25 protein-coding genes and 1 pseudogene are annotated in these 26,679 nt (G+C 40.7%); 19 read left to right on the top strand and 7 right to left on the bottom strand.

The window, feature by feature from the left end; all coding sequences use genetic code 11:
• Positions 1-61 precede the first annotated feature (61 nt).
• The 11 genes and pseudogenes from AC0IWE_RS14540 to AC0IWE_RS14490 all read left to right on the top strand — a co-directional run bounded on the left by AC0IWE_RS14540 (position 62) and on the right by AC0IWE_RS14490 (position 13,252).
• Entirely contained in the window at positions 62-535 is a 474-nt protein-coding gene (locus AC0IWE_RS14540) for a carboxypeptidase-like regulatory domain-containing protein (protein WP_471793613.1), read from the top strand.
• A complete protein-coding gene (locus tag AC0IWE_RS14535; RefSeq protein ID WP_471793612.1) occupies positions 528-3,173 on the top strand; it encodes a SusC/RagA family TonB-linked outer membrane protein in 2,646 nt (881 codons plus the stop codon). Before AC0IWE_RS14540 ends, AC0IWE_RS14535 begins: the two co-directional genes overlap by 8 nt.
• Before the next feature lie 15 nt (positions 3,174-3,188).
• The gene (locus tag AC0IWE_RS14530) at positions 3,189-4,550 is read left to right on the top strand and encodes a RagB/SusD family nutrient uptake outer membrane protein (protein ID WP_471793611.1); all 1,362 of its coding nucleotides are present in this window, start codon (positions 3,189-3,191) and stop codon (positions 4,548-4,550) included.
• Positions 4,551-4,561: 11 nt separating this feature from the next.
• On the top strand, positions 4,562-5,491 hold the full coding sequence (locus AC0IWE_RS14525) for a cyanophycinase (protein WP_471793610.1): 930 nt from the start codon (positions 4,562-4,564) through the stop codon (positions 5,489-5,491).
• A gap of 16 nt (positions 5,492-5,507) precedes the next feature.
• On the top strand, positions 5,508-6,839 hold the full coding sequence (locus tag AC0IWE_RS14520; protein ID WP_471793609.1) for a DoxX family protein: 1,332 nt from the start codon (positions 5,508-5,510) through the stop codon (positions 6,837-6,839).
• A gap of 12 nt (positions 6,840-6,851) precedes the next feature.
• Entirely contained in the window at positions 6,852-8,558 is a 1,707-nt protein-coding gene (locus AC0IWE_RS14515) for a hypothetical protein (RefSeq protein WP_471793608.1), read from the top strand.
• Positions 8,559-8,562: 4 nt separating this feature from the next.
• Positions 8,563-9,162 (top strand): c-type cytochrome, encoded by a 600-nt coding sequence (locus AC0IWE_RS14510; RefSeq protein WP_471793607.1) that lies wholly within the window; start codon positions 8,563-8,565, stop codon positions 9,160-9,162.
• Positions 9,162-9,608, top strand: a complete 447-nt coding sequence (locus AC0IWE_RS14505; protein ID WP_471793606.1) for a hypothetical protein — start codon at positions 9,162-9,164, stop codon at positions 9,606-9,608. The genes AC0IWE_RS14510 and AC0IWE_RS14505 overlap by 1 nt, the downstream gene beginning before the upstream one ends.
• Positions 9,547-10,416: a molybdopterin-dependent oxidoreductase gene (locus tag AC0IWE_RS14500; RefSeq protein ID WP_471793605.1), complete on the top strand. Its 870-nt coding sequence runs from the start codon at positions 9,547-9,549 to the stop codon at positions 10,414-10,416. Before AC0IWE_RS14505 ends, AC0IWE_RS14500 begins: the two co-directional genes overlap by 62 nt.
• A gap of 4 nt (positions 10,417-10,420) precedes the next feature.
• Positions 10,421-11,873 (top strand): annotated as a pseudogene (locus tag AC0IWE_RS14495) (phytoene desaturase family protein).
• 5 nt (positions 11,874-11,878) lie between these two features.
• Positions 11,879-13,252 (top strand): YeiH family protein, encoded by a 1,374-nt coding sequence (locus AC0IWE_RS14490; RefSeq protein WP_471793604.1) that lies wholly within the window; start codon positions 11,879-11,881, stop codon positions 13,250-13,252.
• A 100-nt stretch (positions 13,253-13,352) separates the two neighbouring features.
• Here AC0IWE_RS14490 and AC0IWE_RS14485 read toward each other — a convergent pair whose 3' ends face one another.
• The 3 genes from AC0IWE_RS14485 to AC0IWE_RS14475 form a co-directional block, all read right to left on the bottom strand.
• On the bottom strand, positions 13,353-13,580 hold the full coding sequence (locus tag AC0IWE_RS14485) for an SRPBCC domain-containing protein (RefSeq protein WP_471794047.1): 228 nt from the start codon (positions 13,578-13,580) through the stop codon (positions 13,353-13,355).
• Entirely contained in the window at positions 13,546-13,803 is a 258-nt protein-coding gene (locus AC0IWE_RS14480) for an SRPBCC domain-containing protein (protein WP_471793603.1), read from the bottom strand. Before AC0IWE_RS14480 ends, AC0IWE_RS14485 begins: the two co-directional genes overlap by 35 nt.
• A 196-nt stretch (positions 13,804-13,999) precedes the next feature.
• Positions 14,000-14,389 (bottom strand): winged helix-turn-helix transcriptional regulator, encoded by a 390-nt coding sequence (locus tag AC0IWE_RS14475; protein WP_055911227.1) that lies wholly within the window; start codon positions 14,387-14,389, stop codon positions 14,000-14,002.
• A gap of 111 nt (positions 14,390-14,500) precedes the next feature.
• On the opposite strand from AC0IWE_RS14475, the gene AC0IWE_RS14470 reads away from it, so the two are divergent.
• Positions 14,501-15,472, top strand: a complete 972-nt coding sequence (locus AC0IWE_RS14470; protein WP_471793602.1) for an NmrA/HSCARG family protein — start codon at positions 14,501-14,503, stop codon at positions 15,470-15,472.
• 50 nt (positions 15,473-15,522) lie between these two features.
• On the opposite strand, the gene AC0IWE_RS14465 is transcribed toward AC0IWE_RS14470, so the two are convergent.
• From AC0IWE_RS14465 to AC0IWE_RS14450, 4 genes are all read right to left on the bottom strand, one after another.
• Complete coding sequence (locus AC0IWE_RS14465; protein ID WP_471793601.1) at positions 15,523-15,876, bottom strand: hypothetical protein; 354 nt, start codon at positions 15,874-15,876, stop codon at positions 15,523-15,525.
• Complete coding sequence (locus AC0IWE_RS14460; protein ID WP_471793600.1) at positions 15,869-17,179, bottom strand: hypothetical protein; 1,311 nt, start codon at positions 17,177-17,179, stop codon at positions 15,869-15,871. The genes AC0IWE_RS14465 and AC0IWE_RS14460 overlap by 8 nt, the downstream gene beginning before the upstream one ends.
• 173 nt (positions 17,180-17,352) lie before the next feature.
• On the bottom strand, positions 17,353-18,183 hold the full coding sequence (locus AC0IWE_RS14455) for an NAD-dependent epimerase/dehydratase family protein (protein WP_471793599.1): 831 nt from the start codon (positions 18,181-18,183) through the stop codon (positions 17,353-17,355).
• 1 nt (position 18,184) lies between these two features.
• On the bottom strand, positions 18,185-18,310 hold the full coding sequence (locus AC0IWE_RS14450) for a hypothetical protein (RefSeq protein WP_471793598.1): 126 nt from the start codon (positions 18,308-18,310) through the stop codon (positions 18,185-18,187).
• Positions 18,311-18,618: 308 nt separating this feature from the next.
• Here AC0IWE_RS14450 and AC0IWE_RS14445 point away from each other — a divergent pair, with 308 nt between their 5' ends.
• The 7 genes from AC0IWE_RS14445 (at position 18,619) to AC0IWE_RS14415 (ending at position 26,529) form a co-directional block, all read left to right on the top strand.
• Positions 18,619-18,765, top strand: coding sequence for a winged helix-turn-helix transcriptional regulator (locus tag AC0IWE_RS14445; protein ID WP_471793597.1), 147 nt, complete (start codon positions 18,619-18,621; stop codon positions 18,763-18,765).
• Positions 18,755-19,108 carry an Lrp/AsnC ligand binding domain-containing protein gene (locus AC0IWE_RS14440; RefSeq protein ID WP_471793596.1) on the top strand — a complete coding sequence of 118 codons (354 nt, stop codon included), beginning with the start codon at positions 18,755-18,757 and terminating at the stop codon, positions 19,106-19,108. Before AC0IWE_RS14445 ends, AC0IWE_RS14440 begins: the two co-directional genes overlap by 11 nt.
• A gap of 420 nt (positions 19,109-19,528) precedes the next feature.
• The gene (locus tag AC0IWE_RS14435) at positions 19,529-20,167 is read left to right on the top strand and encodes an RNA polymerase sigma factor (protein WP_471793595.1); all 639 of its coding nucleotides are present in this window, start codon (positions 19,529-19,531) and stop codon (positions 20,165-20,167) included.
• 44 nt (positions 20,168-20,211) lie between these two features.
• Positions 20,212-21,396: a FecR domain-containing protein gene (locus tag AC0IWE_RS14430; RefSeq protein ID WP_471793594.1), complete on the top strand. Its 1,185-nt coding sequence runs from the start codon at positions 20,212-20,214 to the stop codon at positions 21,394-21,396.
• A 198-nt stretch (positions 21,397-21,594) separates the two neighbouring features.
• The gene (locus AC0IWE_RS14425; protein ID WP_471793593.1) at positions 21,595-23,190 is read left to right on the top strand and encodes a SusC/RagA family TonB-linked outer membrane protein; all 1,596 of its coding nucleotides are present in this window, start codon (positions 21,595-21,597) and stop codon (positions 23,188-23,190) included.
• 302 nt (positions 23,191-23,492) lie between these two features.
• Positions 23,493-24,944 carry a SusC/RagA family TonB-linked outer membrane protein gene (locus tag AC0IWE_RS14420; RefSeq protein ID WP_471793592.1) on the top strand — a complete coding sequence of 484 codons (1,452 nt, stop codon included), beginning with the start codon at positions 23,493-23,495 and terminating at the stop codon, positions 24,942-24,944.
• 10 nt (positions 24,945-24,954) lie between these two features.
• Positions 24,955-26,529, top strand: a complete 1,575-nt coding sequence (locus AC0IWE_RS14415; RefSeq protein ID WP_471793591.1) for a SusD/RagB family nutrient-binding outer membrane lipoprotein — start codon at positions 24,955-24,957, stop codon at positions 26,527-26,529.
• Positions 26,530-26,679: the final 150 nt, after the last annotated feature.

The following is a 26,679-nucleotide window of genomic DNA, read 5'->3' as shown; positions in this document are numbered from 1 at the left end:
ACTGATATCCATTTCCAGTCTTATCCAATGAATTTAATCATTAACATAAAACCCGTTAAATATGGAAATATTTCTCCATAAGAAAAAACCATTCTTATTGGTCAGCCTTTTTTTGCTCCTTACAGTGCTGGCCATCCCATTTAAAATTTTTGCACAGGTAGAGCCGCCGCCGCTAATCAATTCCAAATTGGCCGGAACGGTGATCGATTCCCTTACCAAGCAAGCACTGCCAGGCGTTGTTGTACGCATTAAAGGCGTTACACACGTAGTTTCTACCGATGGAGATGGAAAATTTGTTTTTGTAACCGGTCAAAAATTGCCATATACGTTGATACTTTCTTCCGTAGGTTATGAAACCAAAGAAATTGTAGTGGGTACAAGTCCGGTAACCATTAAACTGAAAGAACTTAACAGTCAGTTAAATGACGTAGTGGTTGTGGGTTATGGCACACAGACGAGAAAATCGTTAACCGGTTCTGTTTCTACCATCGCGGTTGATGAGGTAAGGGCAAAGCCGACCGCTACATTTGCCTAGGCAGTTACAAGGCAAGGCTCCGGGTTTGCAAGTGAGTACATCTACAGGGGTTCCGGGAGATGGAATGTTTATCCGGATCCGGGGTACCACCTCAATTAATGCCAGTAATGATCCTTTATATGTAATTGATGGTGTGTATGTAAACAGCGGATCTTTACAAAAAATTACCACACAAGGGCAGGCAAATAATCCTTTATCGGATATTAGTCCTGATGATATTGAAAGCGTAACCGTTCTAAAAGATGCTGATGCTACTGCCATTTACGGTGCACGTGCAGCCAATGGGGTAATTTTGATCACCACCAAACGCGGTAAATACAATACTGCACCAAAAGTAAGTTTAAGTGCTTATGTTGGTGTGGCAAAAGCACCTAAACTGTGGGATCTGGTAACGGGGCCACAGCATGCAGAACTGGTTAACGAATTTTACCGCAATTCAAATGCAGATGCCATTGCAACTGCTGCTGCAAATGGAACTACGCCTGCTACAACCTATGTTGTCCAGCCTTTCAGGGCATTAACCGATAATCCTGCAGCCTCCCCGGCGCCACGTGGTTTACCAAAGGATCAAAATACTTACGATCGTTTGAACAAAGCTTTTCGTACCGGACTGTTGCAGAATTATGATCTTTCAGTTTCAGGAGGAAACGATAAAACGACCTATTACATCGGTGGCGGACTAAACAAACAGGAAGCTACCCTTAAAACGAACGATTTCAGAAGGGGAAGTTTTAAGCTCAACCTCGATCAGAAAATTAATGATTATGTTAAAATAGGAACCAGCAACATCCTCACACAAACTTACCGTACCAATGCACGTGTAGGCGATGGGCCGCAAGGAGGTATCTTACAATCGGCCCTGCACACCCCAACCTATCTGCCTGAATTTAATGCCGATGGAACACCTGGTAAATGGGCAGGTTTTGATAACCTGGATGTGCTGCTGAACAACACAAACATGAACAGCACAAGTAACAGGTTAATTAGTAATTTGTATGCAGAGGTAAACATTACCAAAGATTTAACATTTAAAACGAGCTGGAGTGTTGATTATAATCAATACAATGAATATCAGTACTGGAACAGTTTAACCAACCTGGGTTTGGCAAATAAAAACCTCGGTACTTCAAGTATAAGCAATAACACCATCTGGACAAATGAACAGACCTTAAATTATAACCATGTTACCGGTAAGCATACTTTTGGGGCATTAATCGGTAATTCATTGCAGGGATCGGTTTCTAACCAAACTCTGGCCCAGGGTACCAATTTTCCAAACGATTCATTCCAGCAGATTATTTCGGCTGCTACCACCACTTCATCTGCTTCTGAATCAAAATATACACTTTCATCATTCTTTGCCCGTATAAACTATAACTATGGTGGGAAATATTATGCGGTTTTCAGTGTAAGGGCCGATGGATCTTCGCGTTTTGGTGCAAACCACCAGTGGGGATATTTCCCTTCAGCAGGTTTGGCATGGCGCGTTAAACAAGAAAATTTCTTAAAGGATGTTGCGGTAATATCCGACTTAAAACTTCGTGGAAGTATTGGTGTAACCGGAAACCAGAACGGGATCAACGATTTTGCCTCGCGTGGTTTATGGGGTGCTGGTGCCAACTATCTAAATAATCCAGGTACTACACCTTCACAGCTTGCCAACCCTGATCTGAAATGGGAAAGCACCCGCCAGGCCAATATCGGTTTTGATTTAAGTTTCTTTAAAGATAGGTTGACTTTAAGCGGAGACGTTTACGATAAATATACCAGTAACCTGTTGCTTAACCTGCCATTGGCATCAAGTAAAGGTTTTTCTTCCATCCTCACCAATGCCGGTGAAATGAGCAATAAGGGTTTGGAGCTGAACATCAGCAGTGTTAATCTGGATGGTGCATTTAAATGGAGTACCAATTTCAATATTTCGCGCAATATCAATAAAATAGAAAAATTACCTACACCTGTTGTTGCCGCTTATGCCGCCGAACGGATGGTTCAGGGTTTATCGATGTATACTTTTTATGTGTATAACCAGCTTTATGTTGATCCGCAAACAGGCAATGCAGTTTATGAAGATGCCGATCATAATGGCGTAATCAACGCCAATGATATTGTTCCGGTAGGGAATGCACTGCCGAAATTTAATGGCGGTTTAACCAATAACCTCAGTTATAAAGGCTTCGATTTATCGGTGTTTTTCAATTTTGTATACGGCAATAAGGTGTATAACAATAACAATTTTTTTCTTGAAGGTGGCGGTACCCGCGATGCCAACAGGGCGATGGATGTTTACCAGTTAGATCGCTGGCAGAAACCGGGCGATATAACAAATATGCCAAGGTTAACCGCTTATGGGCAGAATTACACTTTAAGTCCAACCAGCCGCAATATCGAAGATGGATCTTTCTTACGCCTCAGTAATGTTACCCTTGGTTATAACCTGCCGAAAGAATTTATTAAAAAAGCCAGGATGAATTCTGCTAGGATATACGCCAGTAGCTCAAACCTTTGGTTGTGGACGAAATATAAAGGCCCGGATCCGGAGATCAACGTTTCTTCATCGGCTACCGTGCTCGGTTACGATTTAGGTACGCCACCCGTACCACGTACTTTCCAGATAGGTGCAAACATTACTTTTTAAACCGAATAATCAATCATGAAAAAAGTTATCTACATATTCGCCATTTTATCCTTGTTTACTTCCTGCAAGAAGTTTCTGGAGGTACAGCCCCAGTCGCAGGTAGATCAGGATCAGGCGATCATCAATGCCGGCAGTGCAGCAACAGCGGCAAACGGTTTATTTAATCTGTTGGCTGCAAACAGTTATTATGGTTCAAATTTCCCGGCACTTTCTTACTTATCTGCCGGCGACATTCAATGGTCGGGTTCACAGTCAGATCCTAACGAAATTACCAAACACCTTACTTCGGCTACAAACGGTTATGTTCAATCTGCATGGACGGCCATTTATAAAACCATTTTGCAGGCTAATCTTATACTTGATAGGGTTCCGGCAGTTAATGATCCACTGCTTACCACAACGCTAAAAAACCAATACCTTGGTGAAGCTTACTTTGTGCGTGCTTTGGCCTATTTCGATCTTGCACGAGGTTGGGGCGGTGTGCAATTGGTTTTAAAACCTACCAATATTCCTTCAGATAACAGCGATATCCCACGCAGTACCTTGGCTGATACATACGCACAGGTGTTAAAAGATTTAAATGCTGCTGAAACGTTGGTGCCCGCATCAGTAAGCAGAAACCGGGTAAGCTTGCGCACGGTACAAGCCCTTAAAGCGAGATTTTACCTGTATCAAAAAAACTGGGCATTGGCCGAGCAATTTGCTACTTCGGTAATTAACGATAATGAAAATTATTTCCTGGTGGCCCCATATAGTGCTTTTTTCGCCAATAATGCTGCGGCTACTCCCGAGTCGGTGCTTGAGCTGGCTTATACCACATCCAATACCAATGGCCATAGCAACTGGTGGTTGCCACCGGTTTTGGGCGGCCGTAGGGAGTGGTCGCCGAATGATGCCCTGGTTGCTTTGTTAAATAACCCAACCATTGGCGGCAACCGCAGCACTTTGATTGCTAAAACCGCGCCTCCGGGTAATTTATGGTATGGCAAATTATATTACCGTAATCCATTGGGTACCGATCCGGCTTATATAATCCGCATGGCTGAGTTGTATTTTATCCGTTCAGAAGCCAGGGCACAACAGGGTAATTTAGTTGGTGCAAACAGTGCACAAAGCGATTTAAACCTGGTAAGGAGCCGTGCAGGACTTGGAGCCACCACTGCTGCAACATTAAGTGATATTTTGCTGGCCTTGGAAAAAGAACGCCAGGTGGAGTTCCCTTTCGAAGCCGACCGCTGGTTTAACCTGGTAAGAACCGACCGTGCCCAAACTGTGCTGGGCCTGCCTGATAAACACCTTTATCTTTTTCCAATTCCATATAACGAAACATTGGTAGATCCGCAATTGGCGGGTGCTAACCGTAATCCAGGTTATTAAAAATATTAATTATGAAAAAATTAAGTGTGCTGTTTTTGGCCCTAATTGCATTTGCTTACCCGGCCTTTGCTCAGCCATCGCCAATAACAGTTAAAAAATCTGATACCAAACATGGACCTGAAAAAGGCAGTTTGCTAATCATCGGTGGCAATGTAGGCCCGCAGCGCGATATCTGGGAGAAATTTACCGAATTGGCAGGAGGTAAGGATAAAGCCGTATTGGTTGTGGTTACCACTGCCTCGGGCGATTCTGCCGCGTATGATAAAAAAGGAGTAGAAGAGGTAAAAAAGCAAACAGGGATCAAAAATGTAACCCTTTTCCATACGAGCGATTTGAAGGAAGCCAATAGTGAAAAATTTATTGCCCCTTTAAAAAATGCAACAGCTGTTTATTTCGAAGGTGGCCGCCAATGGCGAATTGCCGATTCTTACCTCAATACCCTTACCCACCAGGCTTTTATTGATGTTTTGAATAGGGGAGGCGTTATTGCAGGCAGCTCGGCCGGAGCAAGTATTATTGGTTCTTTTTTATGGAGGGGTGATACGAAAGGCGCACAAATTTTAGTTGGCGATCATACACAGGGATTGGGTTTTCTTAAAAATTCCGCTATCGATCAGCATTTATTGGTACGGAACCGCCAGTTCGATCTGGTCAACTTTATCCGTAATGCACCAGATTTTATCGGCATTGGTTTAAATGAGGCCACAGCAGTCCTGGTACAGCGGGATACACTTCAAGTGCTTGGACATTCTTTCGTGGCAATTTACGATTACAACACCATCGTAAACAGTGGCGAAAAACATGTGGTCAACAATCGTGAAGATTTCACTGCTTCAAACGGACCTTTTTTCTTTTTAAGCGCAGGGCAAAAATATGATCTTGCCAAAAGAAAGGTAATTGCAGCGCCACGCAAGCCCGCAAAGGCTGATGACGATCAATAATCTTATTTATAAAGCAATGAGTAACACAAATATACCATCACCGCTTGTATGGACGGATAGGGAAAAGCTGATATTCAGGTTCTTCTTCTTGTTTTTCATGCTGCAGGCTATTCCTTTAAGCGTCGATTTCTTTAAAATTGTTTTTGGTTTTAACTGGCTTCATATCAGTTATGGCGATATTTTTAACCTTACACGTTTATCTGCAAAATTTCTTTCCGGTGCCGATAGTTTTATCAACTGGATCATTATTGCAGGAATTTCGGTTATCGGCGCAGTGGTATGGGGCAAAACCAAATACAAGGAAGTCGATTACAATCAATTTTATTATTGGTTAAGGGTTGTGGTCCGCTACCGTTTGGCTATTGGTATTATCGGTTATGGGTTCATCAAGTTTTTCCCATTGCAGGCACCTTTTCCTTCCATTAGTAATTTAAACACCAGTTATGGCGATTTTACCGACTGGAAAATATTTTCGATGAGTTTAGGCATTGTGCCTTCTTACGAAACATTTTTAGGCGCGATAGAAATCCTCGCAGGTTTGTTATTGTTCTTCCGGAAAACCGCAACCATTGGCGCAGCAATTATTCTCGTATTTACAGGGAACGTATTCATTTCAAACCTGGCTTACGAGGGCGGCGAATTTGTATATGCCACCTACTTAATCACTTTTGCATTATTTGTGTTGTGGTTCGATGCAACGCGGATTTATAATCTCATATCGCTCGAGCGGCCAACAGCACCAAACAGCTTTAAGCCAATTTTTGTGGGGAGAATTAAATCCTTGCGTTTAGCATTTAAAACACTGGTTATTTTCTTTTTTGTTTTTCTTTACGGATTTAAAACGTATTCAGGTTTTCACGATGATCCTTACCAGTTTCCACGCAAGAAGGGCTTGGCCAGGGCTGCAGGAATTTATAATGTTAGTGAGTTTAAAATCAACGGTCGGGTATTGCCTTATGCTGCTACAGATTCTACCCGTTGGAAAGATGTGGTGTTCGAGAAATGGGCCACCATCAGCGTGCGTTCCGATCGAAAAGTAATTGTTGATTCTTCAAATTACGAACAGGTATTTAAAAACGATAAAGACCGCGATTATGAACTAGCCGGTACCGCAGGAAGGCATTATTACAGTTACACAATCGATTCGGTAAACCGTGTTCTGCTGTTGGCTAATAAAAATCCACACTACAAAGGCGAAAGTTTAAGGTTAAATTATTCGCGTCCGGATAGCGTAAGCATCATTCTTTCAGGGATCAATCAACAACGTGATTCCATTTACGTCGTATTGAATAAAATCGATAAAAAATATCCATTAAAGCTTAGCCGCCGCAAAGCACTTAAACTATAAAAGCTTAATGTTATGTCTGAAATAAAACAACAGGAGATAGATAAAAATTTAACAGATCAGCAAATACCAGCTAAAAAGCCATGGTCGTGGCAAAAGAAATTTGGCTTCCGCGTGCTGTTTATTTTCTTTCTGGCCATGTGTATTCCATTTTCTGCCAATTGGTATAAAAATGTTTTCACCCTGGATTGGTCGCGACCGCATTACCGCGATCTCTACGATATCGCCAGGTTTCAACCCAGCTTTTTGTCACTTTTTGGCGGGCAGCGATCACGTGATATTACCGATTCGCCATCTGCAGATGAATCGGCTAAAAAGGATGGCAACAGGAAAAAGAAATTGGAAAAAAGTAGCCTTAAGCAAACCGAACAAAAAAACGAAAGTAATGCTGCTTTGCCTCCAAAAAGAAGTTTTCTGGCTGATTATGTAGATTGGGGCATAGCATTACTCTTAGCCCTTGTTGGTGCTTTAATCTGGTCGGCCTTCGATCGTAAGCGTAAATCCTATCATATCCTTCATTACTGGATCAGGGTTGTTGTCCGTTATCGTGCCGGGATTGGGATTATCGGTTTCGGTTTTACCAAACTTCTCCCTACACAAATGCCCTATCCATCGTTAGGTCTTTTAAATAGCAATTTTGGCGATTTTACCGCGCAAAAAATATACTGGCTTTCCGTTGGTGTAGTGCCCTGGTACCAGGTTTTTGGTGGTGTGGTGGAAATAGCCGCCGGAGTAATGCTTTTTTTTCGTAAAACAACCACTTTTGGTGCCATTTTACTGGCTGCGGCACTGGGCGATATTACTTTTGTAAATTATGCTTACGATGGCGGTGTACATGTATATGCGTTTTATTTTGTGCTGCTCGCGCTATTTATTACCGCAGATGATTTTCCTAAATTATACAACCTGCTCATTTTAGAGCGTTATACCATACCTTTTAGGATTTACCCCGATTTTAATAAACCTTGGTTAAAATACACCCGCATTACCCTGAAAGTGCTCACTTTTGTCATCTTTTTCGGTGTACTCACTTATACTGAAATCATCAATTTTAAATACGATCCTTATAAACAACCCGCAACTGCAGGTGTTAAAAAGTTAAGGGGAAATTACCATGTGAGCGAGTTTAAATTGAATGGGGAGGTTATTCCATTTAATCCATTGGATTCTACCAGGTGGCAGGAAGCTACCTTCGAAAACTGGACTACCCTCACTTTTAAAATCAACCGCCCGGTTTTAATCGATCCATCAAATGGAGGGGGCAGCCCGATGCGTGATATTCAACGTACTTTCGAAATCAGTGGTGTTGCAGGAGGCCAAAGGGCCTTTCATTATTTTGCCGATACCGTAGATAAAGTACTGTACCTCCAGGATAAAAATGTAATGGCTTTAAGGGCTGGGCGTAAAGCTGCAGGTAAAACAAGAGAAACAGCACCAAATGGAGATAACTGGATCAGTAAAACCGCATGGCAACATATCGGCGATGAAAATAAAATGATAGATAAAGCAGCCTGGTCTACCCGCAGAGACCGTGAGTTTGAAGAAAAACCAAGAGAAGTGAAACGCCACCGTATGGTACTGAAATACGATACCACAGATGGTTCGAGGGTTATACTTTCCGGTATTGATGAACATAAAGATTCTATTTACATCGTTCTCGATCGTTATAACCGACAATATGTATTGCCTAAAAGTTCTTTAAGTGCTGGTAAATATGAATAAGAGGATGAACAGAAAGACGGTATACATACTTGCATTTCCTGTAATGTTGTTCTTAATGTCGCTAAAAACAGCGTTTACTCCAATGCAGGCGCAATCGCCATTAACGGATAGCTTAAAACGCCCGGCAAAATTTGGTTTCGGTCGCCCGGCCAACGCTCAGGAAATTGCAGCTTGGAATATTGATATCCGGCCCGATGGTAAAGGCTTACCAGCAGGCCAGGGTGATGTTAAAAAAGGGAAACTGTTGTATGCGCAAAAATGTGCAATGTGCCATGGTGAGGATGGTACCGAAAAGCCGGGTGTAAAACTTCCCGGAAGTGCTTTAGTTGGTGATACCTCGGCTAATAGTAAACCGAAAACAATCGGTAATTACTGGCCATATGCCACAACTCTGTTCGATTATATGCGCCGGGCCATGCCCTATAATCTTCCTGGTTCCTTAAGTAATAATGAAGTGTACAGCATAACCGCTTATCTGCTCAATGCGAATAAAATTATCAAGGCTGATGTAGTGCTCGATGCCAAAAACCTGTATAAAGTGAAAATGCCTGCTAAAAAGCTATTTATTATGGACGATCGTAAAGGAGGACCTGAAATAAAGTAATGAAGAAGCAAGATAAAACCAATCGGAAAGTAGTTGCCGGTAAAATGAGCAGACGTACTTTATTGGGTGGTGTAATTGCTGCTGCAGTTTTACCGGTACAATCGTTATTTGCAAGTGAAGAAAAAGGTGAAACTCCGGTTCTTACAGATATTGTAGATGATCCGACCAAAATTATTGGTCCGGGGCCAAGTCCGCTCGGCAAACGCTCCTTATTTGAACAGCCTGTACGCAAACCTTCTGATATCTCTTCGCGTACACCATTGCAGGATATGCACAGCACTATTACGCCTGCTGATCTTCATTTCGAACGTCATCATGCAGGTGTTCCAGCAATTGATCCTGCAAAACACGAAGCTGCTAATTCATGGCCTGGTAGATCAGCCGATGAAGTTTACCCTGGCCGATATCAAAAGGTTTCCATCCATAACGCGCACATGTTTCATTGAATGTGCAGGTAATTTCCGCACTGGCAAAACCGAAATGACTCCGCAGGATATTCTTGGCCTTACCAGCCAAAGCGAGTGGACGGGCGTTATGCTCTCTACCATATTTAAAGAAGTCGGCATCAGCAATAAAGCGAAATGGTTTTTGGCCGAAGGCTCGGATGCTGCTGTTATGACACGTACCATCCCGATTGCAAAAGCCTGGGATGATGCCATGATTGTTTATGCGCAGAATGGAGAGGCCATTCGCCCCGAACAGGGATACCCCATGAGGCTACTTTTGCCAGGTTTTGAAGGCAATATGAATATCAAATGGCTCCGTCGGATTGAACTTTCAGAAGAACCATATATGACCCGGGAAGAAACCTCAAAATATACTTACCCTGTAAAAGATAAAATCAGAATGTTTAGCTTTGAGTTGGATGCACGCTCCATCATCACCTATCCTGCTTACCCTCAAAAGGTAAATAAAGGTTGGGTGGAGATCCGCGGAATTGCCTGGAGCGGAAGGGGTAAGGTAGAAAAAGTAGAAGTAAGTACCGATGCAGGCAAAACGTGGCAACTGGCCAATTTACAGGAACCGGTGCTTAGCAAAGCACATACTTATTTCAGGCATTTATGGGAATGGGATGGCAAAGCAACTGAAATTTTGAGTCGCGTTACCGATGAAACAGGCTATTTACAGCCAACATTGGCACAATTGGTTGCGGCACGTGGCGTAAATTTAGGGGGTTACCACATGAATCCCATTACGGCTTGGCAGATTGGTGCCGATGGAAGAGTTTTATTTAAACCGGAAACAATAAAATAACCAGATGAAATTAGAAAAACGGGATTATGATGCAGTAGTTGTAGGTTCGGGGCCAAATGGATTGGCCGCAGCAATTCTTATGCAGCAACAGGGACTTTCCGTTTTAATTATAGAAGGTAAAAACTTGATCGGGGGCGGCTTAACTTCTGCTGAAATTACTTTGCCCGGTTTTACACATGATGTATGCTCAGCGATCCATCCGATGGCATTGGCTTCGCCATTTTTTAAAACATTGCCTTTGGCCGAATTTGGCCTGGAATACCTGCAACCTCCTTTGGCCGCAGCACATCCTTTTGATGACGGAACCGCTGCTATATTAGATCATTCTATCCAGAAAACCGCCGGATATCTCGGCAGGGATGCAGAAACGTATACTTTCTTAATGGAAAATGTTACATCAGCCTGGCCATTGATAGCTGAAGATGCTTTAGGGCCCTTGCGTTTTCCCAAACACCCATTGGCAATGGCCGGTTTTGGCCTGAAAGCATTAAGAAGCGCAACGGGTTTTGTTAACCGCTTCAAAGCACAACATGCGCGCGGGCTTTTTGCCGGAATGGCCGCACATGCCATACAGCCTTTAAGTAATTTAAGTACCACCGCAATTGGTTTGGTATTAATGGCTACCGGGCATCTTAAAGGTTGGCCAATACCCAAAGGCGGATCAAAATTTATTGCAGAGGCATTGGCTGCTTACTTTAAATCACTTGGCGGGAAAATTGAAACGGGAAATTTTATTTCATCACTAAATCAACTACCATCCGCCCATGCAGTGCTTTTTGATGTTACGCCAAAACAATTATTGCAAATAGCAGGACATAAATTCTCCAATATTTATAAATGGCAGCTCGAACGTTACCGCTATGGTATGGGTGTATTTAAGGTAGATTGGGCACTGGACGGACCTATCCCTTTTAAAGCTGAAGCATGTAAGAGTGCCGGCACGATACACCTGGGCAATACATTTGAAGAAATAGCCGATGGGGAACTAAAAACCAGCAAAGGGCAGCAGGCCGAAAAACCATTTGTATTACTTGCACAACAGAGTTTGTTCGATCCATCACGTGCGCCTGAAGGAAAACAGACCGCCTGGGCCTATTGCCATGTGCCAAATGGATCGAAACAGGATTTGACAGCAATTATAGAAAACCAGGTAGAACGTTTTGCCCCTGGATTTAAAGATCGCATCTTGGCCAAACACACCATGAATACCGAGCAGATGGAAGCACACAACCGAAACTACATTGGTGGCGATATTAACGGAGGGTATACTGGATATTGGCCAACTGTTTACCCGCCCGGCTTTAAGGTGGTCGCCTTATAAAACTTCTGCCAAAGGGCTGTACATCTGTTCATCATCTACGCCTCCAGGCGGTGGTGTACATGGAATGTGCGGTTACAATGCCGCAAAAAAAGCACTGAAAGATATTTTTAACATCAAATTAGATAACCACAAATAAACACTATGTCAACACAGAACAATGCTTCAGGAACTACGGGAGCTTTAACAGACGCCGGGATAACGCCCGACAAAAAAACATTTTTACAATCGCTTACAGAAGATTGGTGGGCTGTAATTCTAGGAACAATCATTATTGCAACCGTGCTTTACTTAACCAATAACGGCACAACCATAACTTTACCCGCATTTAAATGGGCTACTACTGATGATTTGTTTGGTAAAATATTATCGCCTCAAAATCTGTGGCTGATTGTAGAAACTGGTGCAGTTTTTCTCGTGCTGGCAGCCATTGCAATTGCGCTATCGGGAGGTAACGTAGCCAGGTTTGCAGCGGGTTTTACACTGATTTATTTTTTGGCAATTGTCTCTTTTATAATCGGTGGTAATAAAAGTATTTCCTATTTCGGTTTAGAATATGTTGTATTCGCCCTGTTGATCGGGATCCTGTTGGGTAACCTGGTTAAATTGCCAAACTGGTTAAAGGAGGCGGTAAGGTCTGAATTTTATATCAAAACAGGCTTGGTAATTTTAGGTACCACTATTTTATCTGCCGATTTAATTAAAGCTGGTTTACCGGGCATTGTTCAGGCCATAATTGTGGTAACCGCTGTTTGGTTTTTCTCTTTATGGTTAAGCCGTAAATTGAAGGTTGATGATGAATTCGGTGTAATTTTGGCCTCTGCGGTATCCATTTGTGGTGTTTCAGCCGCAATTGTTGCTGCAGGTGCAATTAATGGCGATAAACGTAAATTATCCTATGTAACCACTTTGGTATTGATTATGGCCATCCCGATGATGGTTATTCAGCCATGGGCCGTAAGGTATTTTCATATTCCTGATGTAATTGGCGGTGCCTGGTTGGGTGGCACTTTAGATACCACTGCTACAGTTACTGCTGCCGGCGATTTAGTTGGCCCGATAGCGGTTAAAGCAGGGGTAATTGCTAAATTTTCGCAAAATGTATTCATTGGGGTTGCAGCCTTTTTTATCGCCATATGGTGGGCCTACAAAAAACCAAAAGGCGAAAACGGAGAAGTTTTGGTTAAAGCGGAAAGCCCTGGTTTAAAAATTGTTTGGGAGCGTTTCCCGAAATTTGTACTGGGTTTTGTTGCTACGTCATTGGTATTTTCTTTCCTTTTATCGCCTGCTACAGCAAAAAGCGTTGCTCCAACATTAAATGGCCTGCGCACGGTGTGGTTCGCTATCGCATTTATTTCTATCGGTATGGAAGCTAAATTTTCATCTTTAGTGAAATTACAAGGTGGGCGGCCAGCATTTACCTTTGTAACTGCTCAGATTTTTAACATCTTTTGGACACTGCTGTGGTCTTACATCTTATTTGGTGGCCATATATTTCCAATACCAGATTTTAAATAACATTTTTTCAAATTAATACGATATCAGTAAATCCGGTTAAACAAATATGGCCATGCATTTTGCATGGCCATTAATGATCCAAAACAATATTTGCACTTAATCAGGCATCCGGTATCTGAGGCTCTACTAATTTTATTAATTTTTCTATCGATTCCTGCCAGCCCAGATAACACATTTCGGCAGGTATTACCGAGGGAATATTTTCCTGTAAAACTTTCAATTCAGTGCCCACCATGGTTTGGTTAAACCATACAGAAGTAACCATTGCACCGGGAAGGTTTGGATCGTCGAATTTATCGGTATATTTTAAAAATTCGTTTGGCTTTATTTCCAGAAATCTCTCCAGTCCAGCTGTGACTGTTTCCTGTAGTAAAATTCTCGAACGACATTTTGTACGTTGCGCCCTCCTGCACATTCCGTTCGTGTACCGTGCAGAGAAACCCATAAGGAGGTAGCCATGCGGCAATTGCAGTATTACTGGTAAAGGCTCGGAATAGTTTTTCTGGTGATGCTTTAATTATTCTGTGTAATGAAACCTTATTATCTGACATAACTTTTAATTTTTTACTCACAATCTTATGGCTTTTTAGTCTGCCCGTTTTTTTGATGTGGTTGCTACTCCACAATTACTTTTAACAAATATGGACGTAAAAAAACAAAATCAGCAGGGAGTAAAGCGACTTTCTGACGGTGTATTTGCGACACGTTACAGTTAAATGCTCAACCTTATCAGATGATAACCCAATGCTACATTTTTGGCAATGGAGTAAAATTTACAAATTCTGCGCTTTGTTCAGTAATCTGGTTTCCCCATGCAGTAATCGCTTCCAGGGTAGGGATTAATGTTTTTCCAAAATCGGTTAAACTATAAACCACCTTAACCGGAGGTTTTTTGCCGTATACTTTTCGGGAGATCAGGCCATCCTGTTCCAGTTTTTTCAGTTGGATACTCAAGGTCATTTCTGTTACGGTATGCATTTCTTTTAATAACTCACTATAACGCTTAGGTTCTGTTTTTAAGTGGTATAAAATAACAGTTTTCCATTTCCCACCAATCAGATCCATGGCCAAGCTAACCGTACAAGGGTAAGTTTTACCGTTCAGTTTTACGTTTTCACCAATGCATTCAGTTTTCACAATTTATTTATTTAAACCTATCTAAATGGATAGTTATTGCAAAAGTAATGCACTAAAATTAGTTTTGCAACTATAATTATTATAGTATAAAATTTTGCTAATTTTTAAAACATGTCATCATATTTTATTGAAAAATCAAATCAGAACGATAAGCCGCTAATTACAGTTGTAGGCATTATGGGTAAGCAGGGCCTTAGCGTTGCAAGAACCCTGTTAGAAAGCAAGCAGTTTCGTGTACGCGGCATTACCCGACGGGCGAATTCAGCCGAAGCGGTTGAATTGATTAAACAAGGTGCCGAATTGATAAATGTACCATTGGATTTGGGACATAAAGCACAATTTGTAGCGGCGTTCCTTGGATCGTACGGTGTATTTATGGTTACGCCCAGCATTGCTCCTCCACATACACACGAAATGGAATTGGGTAAGGAACTTGCTGATGCTGCAGTTGAAGCAGGAGTAAAACACATTTTATTTAGCAGTCTGGAAAATGTAGACCGGATTACCAAAGGAGAAAAATTTGCACCTCATTTTACTGATAAGGCCCTTGTGGAAGAATATATCCGAACATTACCAATAGTGAGTTCCTTTATATACATGGCCTTTTTTTATACGAATCTTATGGAATTTTATACGCCATATTTGAAGGATGGTCAATTTGTATTTCCGATTTACCTGCCTAAAGATTTTCGTGCACCATTTGTTGATCCGCTTACCGCTACAGGGCCAGCTGTTTTGGAAATATTTACCAATCCGACAGAATATGCAGGCAAATCGCTACCTGTAATTGGCGAATTTATTTCTCCCCAGGAAATGGTTGATGCCTTTGTTAAGGTTACCGGAAAAGAAGCCGTATACAGTTCTGCTTTCACAAGGGAAGATTTTCTCCGTCATTTCCCTGGTTTTGCTTCCAATGAAAGCTTATTAAACGAAGTTTTAGGCATGGCAGCCTATGCAGTTGAGTTTGGTTATTTTCAAAAAGATAAAGATCTTTCATGGAGCCGTAAAATAAATACTGGCACGCTCAGCTGGGAACAATTTTTACGCACAACAGGCTGGCAAGGTGAAAAAATCTTTTACTAAGTAATTAGAGAGGGAGTATTGAAATAAGATTTACCGGATAAGGAATAAAATTAATTGTTCGTTTTAACCTTTACATCTTTGAACATGAAAAGATTATCGCTGATCCTCAATGTTTTCTTACTGGCTGTGGTTACGTTCTTTAAAACAACCTCATTGGGTTTTATATATGGAAACTTTTCCTTGTAGGTGCTATCATTCATTTTTGGATTAAAATCAGCGAAAATAGCCGGGCCCTGGTAATTTTCTGGATGATTGACATCCTCAATCCGTAAATTTTCGATGGTAATCTTTGCCGGCATATAACAGGTATACCCAAAATCATGCTCACCAGAATTGGAGCCGTTTATAATGGAAGCACTGATAGGTTTACCTGCGGCTGGTAAAAACACACAGTTTTTAATCATCAATTCTTCCCTGCCAGGTACTGCCGTAATCAGGGCGCAGGTTAATAAAGCTCCGTGCATGTACGGTAGAATTTTCTATGCTCAAGATTCCACTACCGATAGCATTAATGCCCATATGGCCTAGGGTAGAGTTTTTTATGGTGGCATTGGCAACTCCTTGGTGAGCATCAAACCTGGAGAGGGTACAACCATCATAAAGCAGATTTTTGCAAAAATTTGATCCTAAAATGCCCCAATATTTATTGTCATCAATGCTATTTGTTTGACTGCAATTTATAAATGATATATTAACTGCACGGTTTACAGAAAGGTCGTAAGTGCCCATGGTAACAGGCTTGCCGGCCGCCCCAACAGTGCTATAGGCAAGGTGGCCGGTCAAAATGCTGTTTTTTACCGTTACATAGGCACAATCACTGATGTTGATAAAGCCGCCGTAAGGTGCGCCATGGTCGCCTTCACCTATTATGAAATGTTGCAGCCCATCCACAATAACATGCGATCTTTTTATTGAAATATTGCGGCTGTAATAGTTGTATTTAGATTCTTCTTTATTGGCAATTGTAGTAAAACGGCCCCCGGTAATCTCCAGGGGTTGCTCATCAATCGGCAGTGCAGTAATATCAGTAATCTGTTCAAAATCCCAGATAATCGGTGCTTTCCTGTCCAGATTACCGTTTTTATTTACCAGAAAAATATCAGTTTGCGATGAGCCATTGTTTTGGTTTAGGCCCAATCGGATATATTGTTTTACTCTGGCATTTGTTGCTGTAATTAAACACGGTTTTGGTAAGCTAACATCGATTTTTTGCTGATTTTTTTTTAGTGAGTTAATATTTTTGAGTTTAAATGATTTCAGGGCTGAACTTACGGTGAAAACAGATGCATTACGGTTTTTTACTTCCGTATCATCAATAATAAAGTTGGCCGTACCAAAATCGGTATCCGTTTGAATAATTGCCGTGCGCTCCTTTCCGCCAATGTAATAAGTAGCGCCTGCATCAGCCTTTACCATAAGGCCATGTTGATTGGCAAAGGCATGGGTTGCTGCGATGGCATCTATATCATCCGTTTTTCCATCACCCTTTGCCCCGAAATCGCTATAATGAACCAACTTTGCGGTTTTAAACTTTAATGCATGAGTAGGAGATACGTTTAAATGCAACTCACCTTTATCATCAACAATAACCTCGGTTTTTTGAGCGTTATTGGTGATTGTTATATTTTGGAGCGGGATTTTGTTCTGCGCTTGTAAATCAACTAAATTATTTAAAAATAAGCTCAGTAAAAGAATGTACTTCATCATTAAAATTTGGTTAATGGTTACTCATTAAGAACAGCAAAGTTTGCCAGGGCGTGATAAGATAGATTAAGGTATGTAAAAAGTTGGGATGTGCAAAATATAAAAAGCAGGGAACCATCGCGGCCACCTGCTCAATCATTAACTAAATATTTTTTCTACTGATGCACAGTATCTACTTAAATTTCTTGTAATGCCCTTAGGTTTAACAACATATCGCTAACCATATTTTCTAGGTTGTAAGCTGGTTTCCAGTTCCAATCTGTTTGTGCTGCGCTATCATCGATGCTTCCCGGCCAGCTATCAGCAATTTGCTGTCTGAAATCGGGTATATAATCCACTTTAAAACCTGCTACCAGTTTTTCGATTTCTGTTGCAAGTTCCTCAGGGCTAAAGCTCAGCCCGCTCAGGTTGTACGAAGTACGTACTTTTATGTTATCCACCGGCGCATCCATCAACTGGAGCGTGGCCCTTATAGCATCTTTCATATACATCATCGGAAGTACTGTTTCTTTTTTAAGGAAGCACGTAAAAGGTTTAGCTTCTACCGCATGATGAAAAATATCAACCGCATAATCAGTGGTACCGCCGCCAGGTGCGCCCGTATAGCTGATCAATCCTGGGTAACGGATACTGCGCACATCAAGTCCGAATTTTTCGAAATAATATTTACACCAGTATTCTCCTGCTGCCTTGCTGATGCCATAAACGGTTGATGGTTCGGTTATTCCTTGTTGAGGGGTATTTATTTTTTCAGAATCTGGTCCGAAAACAGCGATGCTGCTTGGCCAGAATACTTTTTTTACGCCATATTTTACTGAAAGATCCAACACGCTGAGCAAACTGTTCATGTTCAGGTCCCAGGCTTTTTTAGGGTTTTTTTCGCCATTGGCTGATAACATTGCGGCCAAATGGTAAATCTGTGTAATTTGCTCATCTGCAATCAGTTTTTCCAATGCATCGGCATCAGTTACATCCAGTTGCTGATAGGGAAAAACCTCTGTAGACAAATTATTCTTCGCCTGAATATCGGATGCCAGCACTTGCATTTGCCCAAACTTTAAAACGCAGTGCAGCTGTAAGCTCTCTGCCGATTTGCCCACAGGCACCAATCACTAATATTTTTTCCTGATCCATTTCTTTTACGTCTGTTTCTCCTTTTTAACTGGTTAAAAAGTGATTTTATAGCCACGAAATTCGGTGCTGGAAATCATAATTCCTCAGGTGTTGTCCAAATCCGGAAATTATTCTAATGGAAACAAAATGGCGGAATTAAATTTTGCTTGTTAGCCATCATTTTAGTTAAAATCCAAATATTATTGGATGTAATTTGGTGCATTTCAAAGAAACTCATTAAGTTTGCTTCAATTTACCCGATATAAATAAGCGATTAACGGTTTTCTGTATTTTTATCCGGTGCAATTACTATAAAACAGCAAGTACGCATGCACAACAGCACACTGGATCAGCTTGATCTGGACATTTTACGGATCATTCAATCTGATGGACGGCTGACCAATAAGGAAATTGCTGCTAAACTTAAACGGTCAGGCAGTACAATTTTCGAAAGGGTGAGCCAGGTTGAGGCGTGAAGAATTTATAGGAGAAACGGTAACGGTAATGATCCGCAATAAATTTACCGATCTTTGGATTGCGTTTTCGCACATTAAACTTACTGTTCATAGTGCAGAGGCCTTATCCAACTTTCAAAACCAGGTAATTAAATATCCCGAAGTACTGGAATGTTACCATACCACCGGAGAATTTGATTTTCTAATCAAAATCGTGGTGGGCGATATGCCTAAGTATAACCGCTTTATTATGGAAAAACTTTCCAAACTGGAAAATGTAGGTGCGCTTAACAGTACGTTTGTAGTTAACGAAGCCAAACGCTCATTGTGTTATCCAATCAGGTATAAACAAGAAGTTTTATAAAATACCTGGAGAATAAGCTCAGCATTCTATTTTTCCCTTCAAATTATTAAACTAAGCTTTTCAAGAGATTAATTTAGTTTTTCTAAAGTTCCTATAATAACAACTTTTCTTTGATGCAGCCTATTCAATTGCTGCGTGCGGCCAATTATTTTTATAAACATTTGTTTAGTATTATTAAACATTTAGCTATATTTATAAAATCGATTTCTAACCGATCGTGAATTGCAGTGCCAAACAACTAATTTTTATGAAGCTTCACTATACTTTTTGGGATGCCAATCTGATAGCCGGATTAAACACGTATGCTGAAAAATCATCGACTAATGTTATACCGTATTGGTTTGTTATGGCCTGTGTGGGTTTTGAGAAAGTAATACCTGTGTTTTTCAAATAAAGCATTAAAAATGTTAAGTCAACCAAATGGATGAGCAACCACATATTGTGCATGGCAGTAAATTAAAACCATACTGGTGTCTGTTTATTTCCAATGGAGACAATGTGGCTTTTAAAAAAATATATCTGCACTATTACCATTATTTAACTTTTATTTCTTTAAAAAAAGGTTTCTCTACAAGTAAAACTAAAGATGTTTTTAACGAACTTTTTCTTTACGTGTGGGAAAATCAAGATAAACTGACGCACATAATCGATCACCACAATTATTTGGTTACGGCATTTCTGCGAAAACTTTATAAAAAGACAAAATCTGATGAGGATTACCTGCTAAATGATGATATTTCTGATTTATGGGTAACCAGCTCTGTAGAAGCTGATTATATTGCCAGGGGCTCACAACAGGATTTGAGCAGGATTTTAAACGGCTTTTTAGAAAAGTTGCCTCAGCGACAAAAATCATTGATTTACCAGAAATTTTATCTTGGCTTGAGTTATAAAGAAATTGCCCTCTCAAATCATATCTCCGTAAATACCGTTTACAATACCATTTATAATGCGGTTGATAAACTCAAAGTTTTAATAGGTGAAGACCAGGGAAAGGCACTTTCACTCGCACTAATAATCATTTCTGCTTTTTTTTACTTTTTTTTTATAAAACAGTAGTGAAAATCTAGTGTAGGTTGCTCTATTGCATAAAACCAAGTATAATGCAACACCACAATATTAGAGAACTACTGGAAGATGAAGGTTTTTTAAACTATTGCTTTAAGAGAAATCCTGAAGATATTCGATATTGGGAACAATGGTTACAATCCCATCCGGAGCTTCAGGATGATGTAAATGAGCTGAAAACAATGGTACTGCTATTGGGTAATACTTTATCGGCACAAGAAGCTGAAATACAGTTTGTTAAATTGGAGAATCGCATTTCAGTCAAAGGTGATGTTGTAAGGTTTGCCTGGTTTAATCGCATTACAAAATATGCCGTTGCGGCTTCGCTGGTTTTCATTGTAGGCGCAGCGTTGTTTTATGTAAATAGTCACCGCAACGATAGCAAAACTTCAGTTAAAGTGGTTACTAAAGATATTTCGCCCGGCGGTAATAAAGCTACGCTTACCCTGGCCAATGGCACAAAAATTAATCTCAATCAGGCTTTAAACGGTCAGCTGGCTTCCGAAGCTGGTGTTAAAATAGTAAAAAAGGCTGATGGCCAACTCGTTTATGACCTGTCTGATGCCGATACGCAAAGCAATCATATTGGTTACAATACCATCCAGGTTCCGTCGGGTGGCCAGTGGCAGGTTATTTTGCCCGATCAAACTAAAGTTTGGTTAAATGCCCAATCGAGCATAACCTACCCAACCAAATTTGCCCGCAATGATAGAAGGGTTAATATAACTGGCGAGGCATATTTTGAAGTTTCGCATGATCAAAAACGGCCTTTCAGGGTAGAAAGTGGTGTACAGGTTGTAGAAGTATTGGGAACCCATTTCAATATTATGGCCTATGCCGATGATGCGCTGATCAAAACGACTTTGCTAAAAGGTTCGGTTAAGGTTTTTAATAAAGGGCATTCTGAACTTTTAAAGCCTGGACAGCAGGCCCAGGTGGGTACAACAGGAATCACATTGTCAGATCATGTAGATGTAGATGAAGTAGTGGCGTGGAAAAATGGAGATTTTCAGTTTAACGAAAACCTTGAAGACATAATGAGCAAAATTGCGAGGTGGTATGATGTTGAAGTGCTCTACCAGACCAAACCCGCCAATGATCTTACTTTTTCTGGTAAAATTTCCAGGTTGCGCAATTTATCTGCGATTTTAAAAATGCTGGAATATAATGGAGATGTACACTTTAAAGTAGAAGGAAGGAGGATTACTGTGACCAAATAATATTTCGCGGTAAGCCAAAAAATGGTTGAAAGTGCGCTAACACCTTCAACCGGATGGAGGGTTTACCCTTTCCGGAAAACCGGAATAAAATGACTTGAACCATTTATTAACTAAACCCAACAATTCAAATTTATGAATTTAAACTTACAATCTAGGCATGGATGTTATCGCCTTTTCCATCAAAAATTTTTGCTGGTTATGAAATTAACTGCTTTTTTGCTCATCACCTTAATAATGCAGGTTAGTGCATCTACCTTTGCGCAAAAAATTACCTTAAACAAAAATCAAGCTTCGCTACGCCAAATTATGGCTGCAATTAGCGCACAAAGTGGTTATGATTTTTTATACAATAATAAAGTTTTAAAGGGTGCACATCCTGTAACCATTAATGTGAAAAATGCGAGCATAGAAGATGTTCTTGCAATCTGTTTTGTTAATCAGCCCATTACCTATAAGGTAGAAGACCGCGCCGTTCTTTTAAAAGTAAAGGAAAATGTGACCGTTAATAAATTGGCTGGTGAAATGTTTGACATTCCAGTTAAAGGGAAAGTGGTTGACGAGAAAGGCCAAACCATTCCAGGGGTAACCATAGCCGAAAAAGGCACAAAAAATATAACATCAACTACAGCCAACGGCGATTTTAACATTAAGGTTAAAGATAATGCTGCGGTTTTAGTTTTTAGCTATATTGGTTATCAAACTAAAGAAATAGCAGCTGGCGATGTTGGCTCTACTGCAATTGCATTGGTACCATCAGCACAAAAGCTGGATGATGTAGTGGTTACCGCCTTAGGGGTGGAGCGCGCATCCAAGTCGCTTTCTTATAATGTACAAACCTTAAAAGCAGAAGACTTAACCACCGTTAAGCAAAATAATTTTATCAATTCATTAAGTGGTAAGGCTGCGGGTGTTACCATTTCTTCGAGTACATCAGGAGTAGGTGGTTCTGCAAAGGTTTCTTTGCGGGGTAATCGCTCTGTAAATGGCAATAACCAGCCTTTATATGTAATTGATGGTGTACCATTGTTAAATGCCAGTGGCGGCCAACCGGTTGATCTTTATGGCGGCGGTGTAAGCGATGGTGGCGATGGTATTTCAAACCTTAATCCTGAAGATATAGCCAGTATTTCTATCCTGGAGGGTGCATCTGCTTCGGCACTTTATGGTAGCCAGGCACAAAACGGCGTAATTTTAATTACAACTAAAAAGGGAAAAGTTGGTAAGGCCGAAATTAACTTTAATTCCTCTTATCAGTTGAGCCAAACAGCTTACAGACCAAAATTTCAAAATAATTATGGTGCGCTAACCACGCAAACAAGTGGCGATATTACCAGTTGGGGGGCGGCTACAACTACCAGTTACGACCACGTGGATCAGTATTTTCAGACTGGAAATAATTTTAACAATGCGCTAAATTTTTCTGCGGGTAATAATTTAGCACAAACCTATATTTCGTATGCAAATACTACTGCAAACGGCATTACACCAACCAATAAACTGAGCCGCCACAATTTAAATCTGCGCGAAACAGCAAATTTTTTTGATGGTAAGTTAACAGTTGATGCCAGTTTAAATTACATCAATCAGATTATTAATAACAAGCCGCCAATCGGGGTATACCCAAGCCCGTTATTGGCGCTCTATTTATTTCCACGGAATATAGACATTACGCCATACCGGGAAAATTACTATAATACTGCGCTACAGGGAATAAACAGACAATATTGGCTAACTAAAGGTGGCGATTTTCACCAGGAAACCCTTGGTGGGTTCTCAATAATGAGCCTAATGTAGTAAAGCGGAACCGATATTTACTTACCGGTAGTGTAAAATATACTTTTACCAATTGGTTAAACCTGCAGGTAAGAGGGAATATAGACCGTACTACTGATGATGCTGAAAGTAAAAAATACCAGGGTAGTGATTTAGGCCTCAATACCTTAGGTAACGGAAGTTACTCGATTAGTAACAGCACACAGATTCAAAAATATGCCGATGCGATTGCTAATTTTAAAATCCCGCTAAACTTACAGGATTTTAAGATCGGTGGATTAATTGGTACCAGTATCACCGACAATGCGAGTACAGGAATGTCTATGGGCGGAAATTTGCTTATTCCTGATTATTTTATAGCCAGCAACATTGTAGCGCAGCCATCGCAAAATATTGCTCCAGGTGCAACGAGCACATTACCGGTACTTAATCCTGGTACTACATCTTTAAGCCACACACAATTACAGGCTGCATTTGCCAATTTAGATTTAGCCTATAAAGACTGGGCCTTTTTAACGGCAACTTTTAGGCAGGATTGGTCTTCTACGCTGGCTTTTACCGCCAATAAATATTATAATTATCCTTCTATAGGCTTGTCTCTTGTGCCATCACAGATGACTAAAATGCCTGATTTTATTTCTTTTGCAAAAGTTAGAGGGTCTTATACTGAGGTGGGTAATACTTTACCATCCTACCTTACCCGTTTCTTAAACACCATTAACGCACAAGGGGCACTTAAATTTAATACCAACAGCGCAGAGTTTACCTTAAAACCTGAGCGTACCAAAACTTTTGAAACCGGTGCCGAATTACGGTTTTTTAAAGATAAGTTGAGTGTCAGTTTTACGTATTATAAAACCAATACCGTTAATCAATATTTTGCCTATAAACCAGTAGGACCAACACTTTATGGTACCGCTTATTACAATGCAGGGAAAATCCAAAATGCTGGTTATCAGTTTATCTTAGGTTATAATGCTTCGCTAACACCAGATTTTAGCTGGACGACTTCCATCAACGGATCAGCTAATAAAAATAAAATCCTGGAAGTTAATGGTCCTGACGATGACACTAAGTTTGCTTTAACCGGCGATACTTATGGTTATAGCTCAGTAGTTAGAAAAGGTGGCTCATATGGCGATATTTATGCCCAAACCTTTGTTTACGACGAACAAGGCCGGATAAAGTTATCAGGCAATGGCACTACAGAACCTTATCGGCCTTTAAAATCTCCACAAACAGTATACGTTGGTAATCCAAATCCAAAATTTCAGGCTGGCTGGAACAATACCTTTAATTATAAAAATTTCAGTTTAAGCGTATTGGTTGATGGAAAATTCGGTGGGCAGGTAATGTCTATCACACAATCTTATATGGATTTATTGGGCGTATCTGAAGAAAGTGGTAAAGCGCGAGATAATGGCGGCGTTACGGTAAATGCGGTAAACAGTGCCGGGCAGGCCATTACCACTTTAGATCCAAAAACGTATTATTCTACCATTGGTGCCAGAGGTGCCATGTCTGGCGCTTATATGTACAGTGCTACCGTTGTGCGCATGCGCGAAGCTGCTTTAGGCTATAACCTTCCCATTAAAAATAGTGCTTTCAAAAGTGTAAGGTTATCGTTAACGGGCAGAAATCTTTTCTATTTCTATAAAAAGGCACCGTATGATCCGGAGTTAACCATGTCTACCGGTAATGGTTTATCTGGTGTTGATGCTTTTAACATGCCAGCCACCCGCGACCTTGGTTTTAATTTAAATGTAACTTTTTAAGAATAAGAAGATGAAAAATAATTCAATAAAATACATCTTATGCAGTATTGTACTGCTCTGCATGCTGTTTAGCTGTACCAAAAAATTCGAAGATTTTAACACACCTCCATTGACACTAAGTGATGAACAATCATTACGCTTGGTGCCAAGTGCAATTGGGCCTATACAGGTTGGCTTACTATCTAGTTTTCAGGTTACCCAAAATTTAAGTGCCGATGCTTATGCGGGTTACATGATGTCGCCAACAAACTTCGCCGGTGGTTTCAATAATTTAAACTATTCGCTGGTAAGCGGTTGGAACGACAGGCCTTTTACCGAACAGTACGTGCAGGTAATGGCACCAATAAAAAAGATAGCCGATGCAGGGGCGCGTACAACTTTACCTGATGTTTGGGGAGTGGCTTTGCTAATGCAGGTACAGGCTATGCAAAGGGTAACCGATAAATTTGGGCCAATTCCTTACACAAAAACGGGTACCTCATTCAAAACAATTCCATACGATGACCAAAAAACGGTTTATGGTGCATTTTTTAAGCAAATTGATACTGCTTTGAATAACATGCGTACCTACCTGACGAGTAACGCCCCGGTTAAAAACAGAATAGGCAATAACGATTTTATTTACCGTGGCGATTTGGCTAAATGGATAAAATTCGGTAATTCTTTACGTTTTCGTTTAGCCATGCGATTGGCCAAAATAGATCCGGCTTTAGCAAAAACGCAGGGAGAAATTGCCTTAAGTGCACCAGAAGGTATTATAGCTGCAAATACTGATAATGCAGTTTTAACAAGCGGAAAACAGAACGATTATTGGCTGGTTACCTTTGCTTATAACCGCGATAATATGCTAAATGCCTCATTTGGTACCTATTTAAGTGGTTATAACGATCCAAGAGCACCCAAAATGGTATTACCTGCTACACAGGCCGCTATTGCTGGTAAGTATACGGGTATCCGTTTAGGGGCAGATGTTAGTAAAGGTGATTATAGAACTTTTACCGCATATAATTACATCGATACCTATACCCAGTATGCTCCGCACATGGAAATGAATGCCGCAGAAATGTGGTTCCTCAAAGCAGAAGCAGCCTTAAGGGGTTGGACTGGTGCAGGTGATGCCAAAACCAATTATGAAAATGGGATTCAAATTTCAATGGAGCAATGGGGAGTAGCTATCGGTGGGTATTTAAATGATGCAACTGCTAAACAGGAGGATTATGTAGATCCGATTAATACTGCTAACAACATCCCTGCAATGTCGGCAATTACCATAAAATGGGATGATGCCGCCAGCCAGGAAGAAAAATTAGAGCGCATCATTGTTCAAAAATGGCTGGCCGTTTTCCCTGACGGATATGAAGCCTGGGCTGATTATCGCCGTACAGGTTATCCAAAAATTTTCCCTGTTGCCCGCAATTTTAGTAATGGAACCATTGATACACAAATTCAGATCAGGCGATTGCCTTATGCACAATCAGAACTATTGGGTAATCCTGATGGTGTTAAAAGCGGTTTGGCATTACTTGGTGGCCCTGATAACGGCGGAACCCGGGTGTGGTGGGATAAAGGAGGACCAAATTTCTAAGTATACATAAAGGTAGGATAGTTGACTTGGTAAGATGCTATTATTTTAGTTGTTTATAATTTGCAAAATTATCAGGTTTAATTACGATGCCTCAATAAGTTCATAACAGTCGGGTTGTATTATACAGCCTGGCTGTTGAACTTAATTTTA

This window comes from Pedobacter sp. AC402 (genome assembly GCF_979252805.1).
The sequence above is the reverse complement of the archived record's forward strand: the minus strand, read 5'-3'. Positions and strand labels throughout refer to the sequence as shown.

Bases quoted from the DNA above. Each gene is read 5' to 3' on its own strand.
- AC0IWE_RS14445 (WP_471793597.1), top strand. From the start codon at position 18,619: ATGCACAACAGCACACTGGATCAGCTTGATCTGGACATTTTACGGATC.
- AC0IWE_RS14530 (WP_471793611.1), top strand. From the start codon at position 3,189: ATGAAAAAAGTTATCTACATATTCGCCATTTTATCCTTGTTTACTTCC.
- AC0IWE_RS14425 (WP_471793593.1), top strand. From the start codon at position 21,595: ATGAAATTAACTGCTTTTTTGCTCATCACCTTAATAATGCAGGTTAGT.
- AC0IWE_RS14460 (WP_471793600.1), bottom strand. From the start codon at position 17,179: ATGATGAAGTACATTCTTTTACTGAGCTTATTTTTAAATAATTTAGTT.
- AC0IWE_RS14435 (WP_471793595.1), top strand. From the start codon at position 19,529: ATGGATGAGCAACCACATATTGTGCATGGCAGTAAATTAAAACCATAC.
- AC0IWE_RS14510 (WP_471793607.1), top strand. From the start codon at position 8,563: ATGAACAGAAAGACGGTATACATACTTGCATTTCCTGTAATGTTGTTC.
- AC0IWE_RS14415 (WP_471793591.1), top strand. From the start codon at position 24,955: ATGAAAAATAATTCAATAAAATACATCTTATGCAGTATTGTACTGCTC.
- AC0IWE_RS14525 (WP_471793610.1), top strand. From the start codon at position 4,562: ATGAAAAAATTAAGTGTGCTGTTTTTGGCCCTAATTGCATTTGCTTAC.
- AC0IWE_RS14515 (WP_471793608.1), top strand. From the start codon at position 6,852: ATGTCTGAAATAAAACAACAGGAGATAGATAAAAATTTAACAGATCAG.
- AC0IWE_RS14480 (WP_471793603.1), bottom strand. From the start codon at position 13,803: ATGTCAGATAATAAGGTTTCATTACACAGAATAATTAAAGCATCACCA.
- AC0IWE_RS14505 (WP_471793606.1), top strand. From the start codon at position 9,162: ATGAAGAAGCAAGATAAAACCAATCGGAAAGTAGTTGCCGGTAAAATG.
- AC0IWE_RS14490 (WP_471793604.1), top strand. From the start codon at position 11,879: ATGTCAACACAGAACAATGCTTCAGGAACTACGGGAGCTTTAACAGAC.
- AC0IWE_RS14450 (WP_471793598.1), bottom strand. From the start codon at position 18,310: ATGGATCAGGAAAAAATATTAGTGATTGGTGCCTGTGGGCAAATCGGC.
- AC0IWE_RS14465 (WP_471793601.1), bottom strand. From the start codon at position 15,876: ATGATTAAAAACTGTGTGTTTTTACCAGCCGCAGGTAAACCTATCAGT.
- AC0IWE_RS14430 (WP_471793594.1), top strand. From the start codon at position 20,212: ATGCAACACCACAATATTAGAGAACTACTGGAAGATGAAGGTTTTTTA.
- AC0IWE_RS14520 (WP_471793609.1), top strand. From the start codon at position 5,508: ATGAGTAACACAAATATACCATCACCGCTTGTATGGACGGATAGGGAA.
- AC0IWE_RS14470 (WP_471793602.1), top strand. From the start codon at position 14,501: ATGTCATCATATTTTATTGAAAAATCAAATCAGAACGATAAGCCGCTA.
- AC0IWE_RS14540 (WP_471793613.1), top strand. From the start codon at position 62: ATGGAAATATTTCTCCATAAGAAAAAACCATTCTTATTGGTCAGCCTT.
- AC0IWE_RS14500 (WP_471793605.1), top strand. From the start codon at position 9,547: ATGAAGTTTACCCTGGCCGATATCAAAAGGTTTCCATCCATAACGCGC.
- AC0IWE_RS14420 (WP_471793592.1), top strand. From the start codon at position 23,493: ATGGGCGGAAATTTGCTTATTCCTGATTATTTTATAGCCAGCAACATT.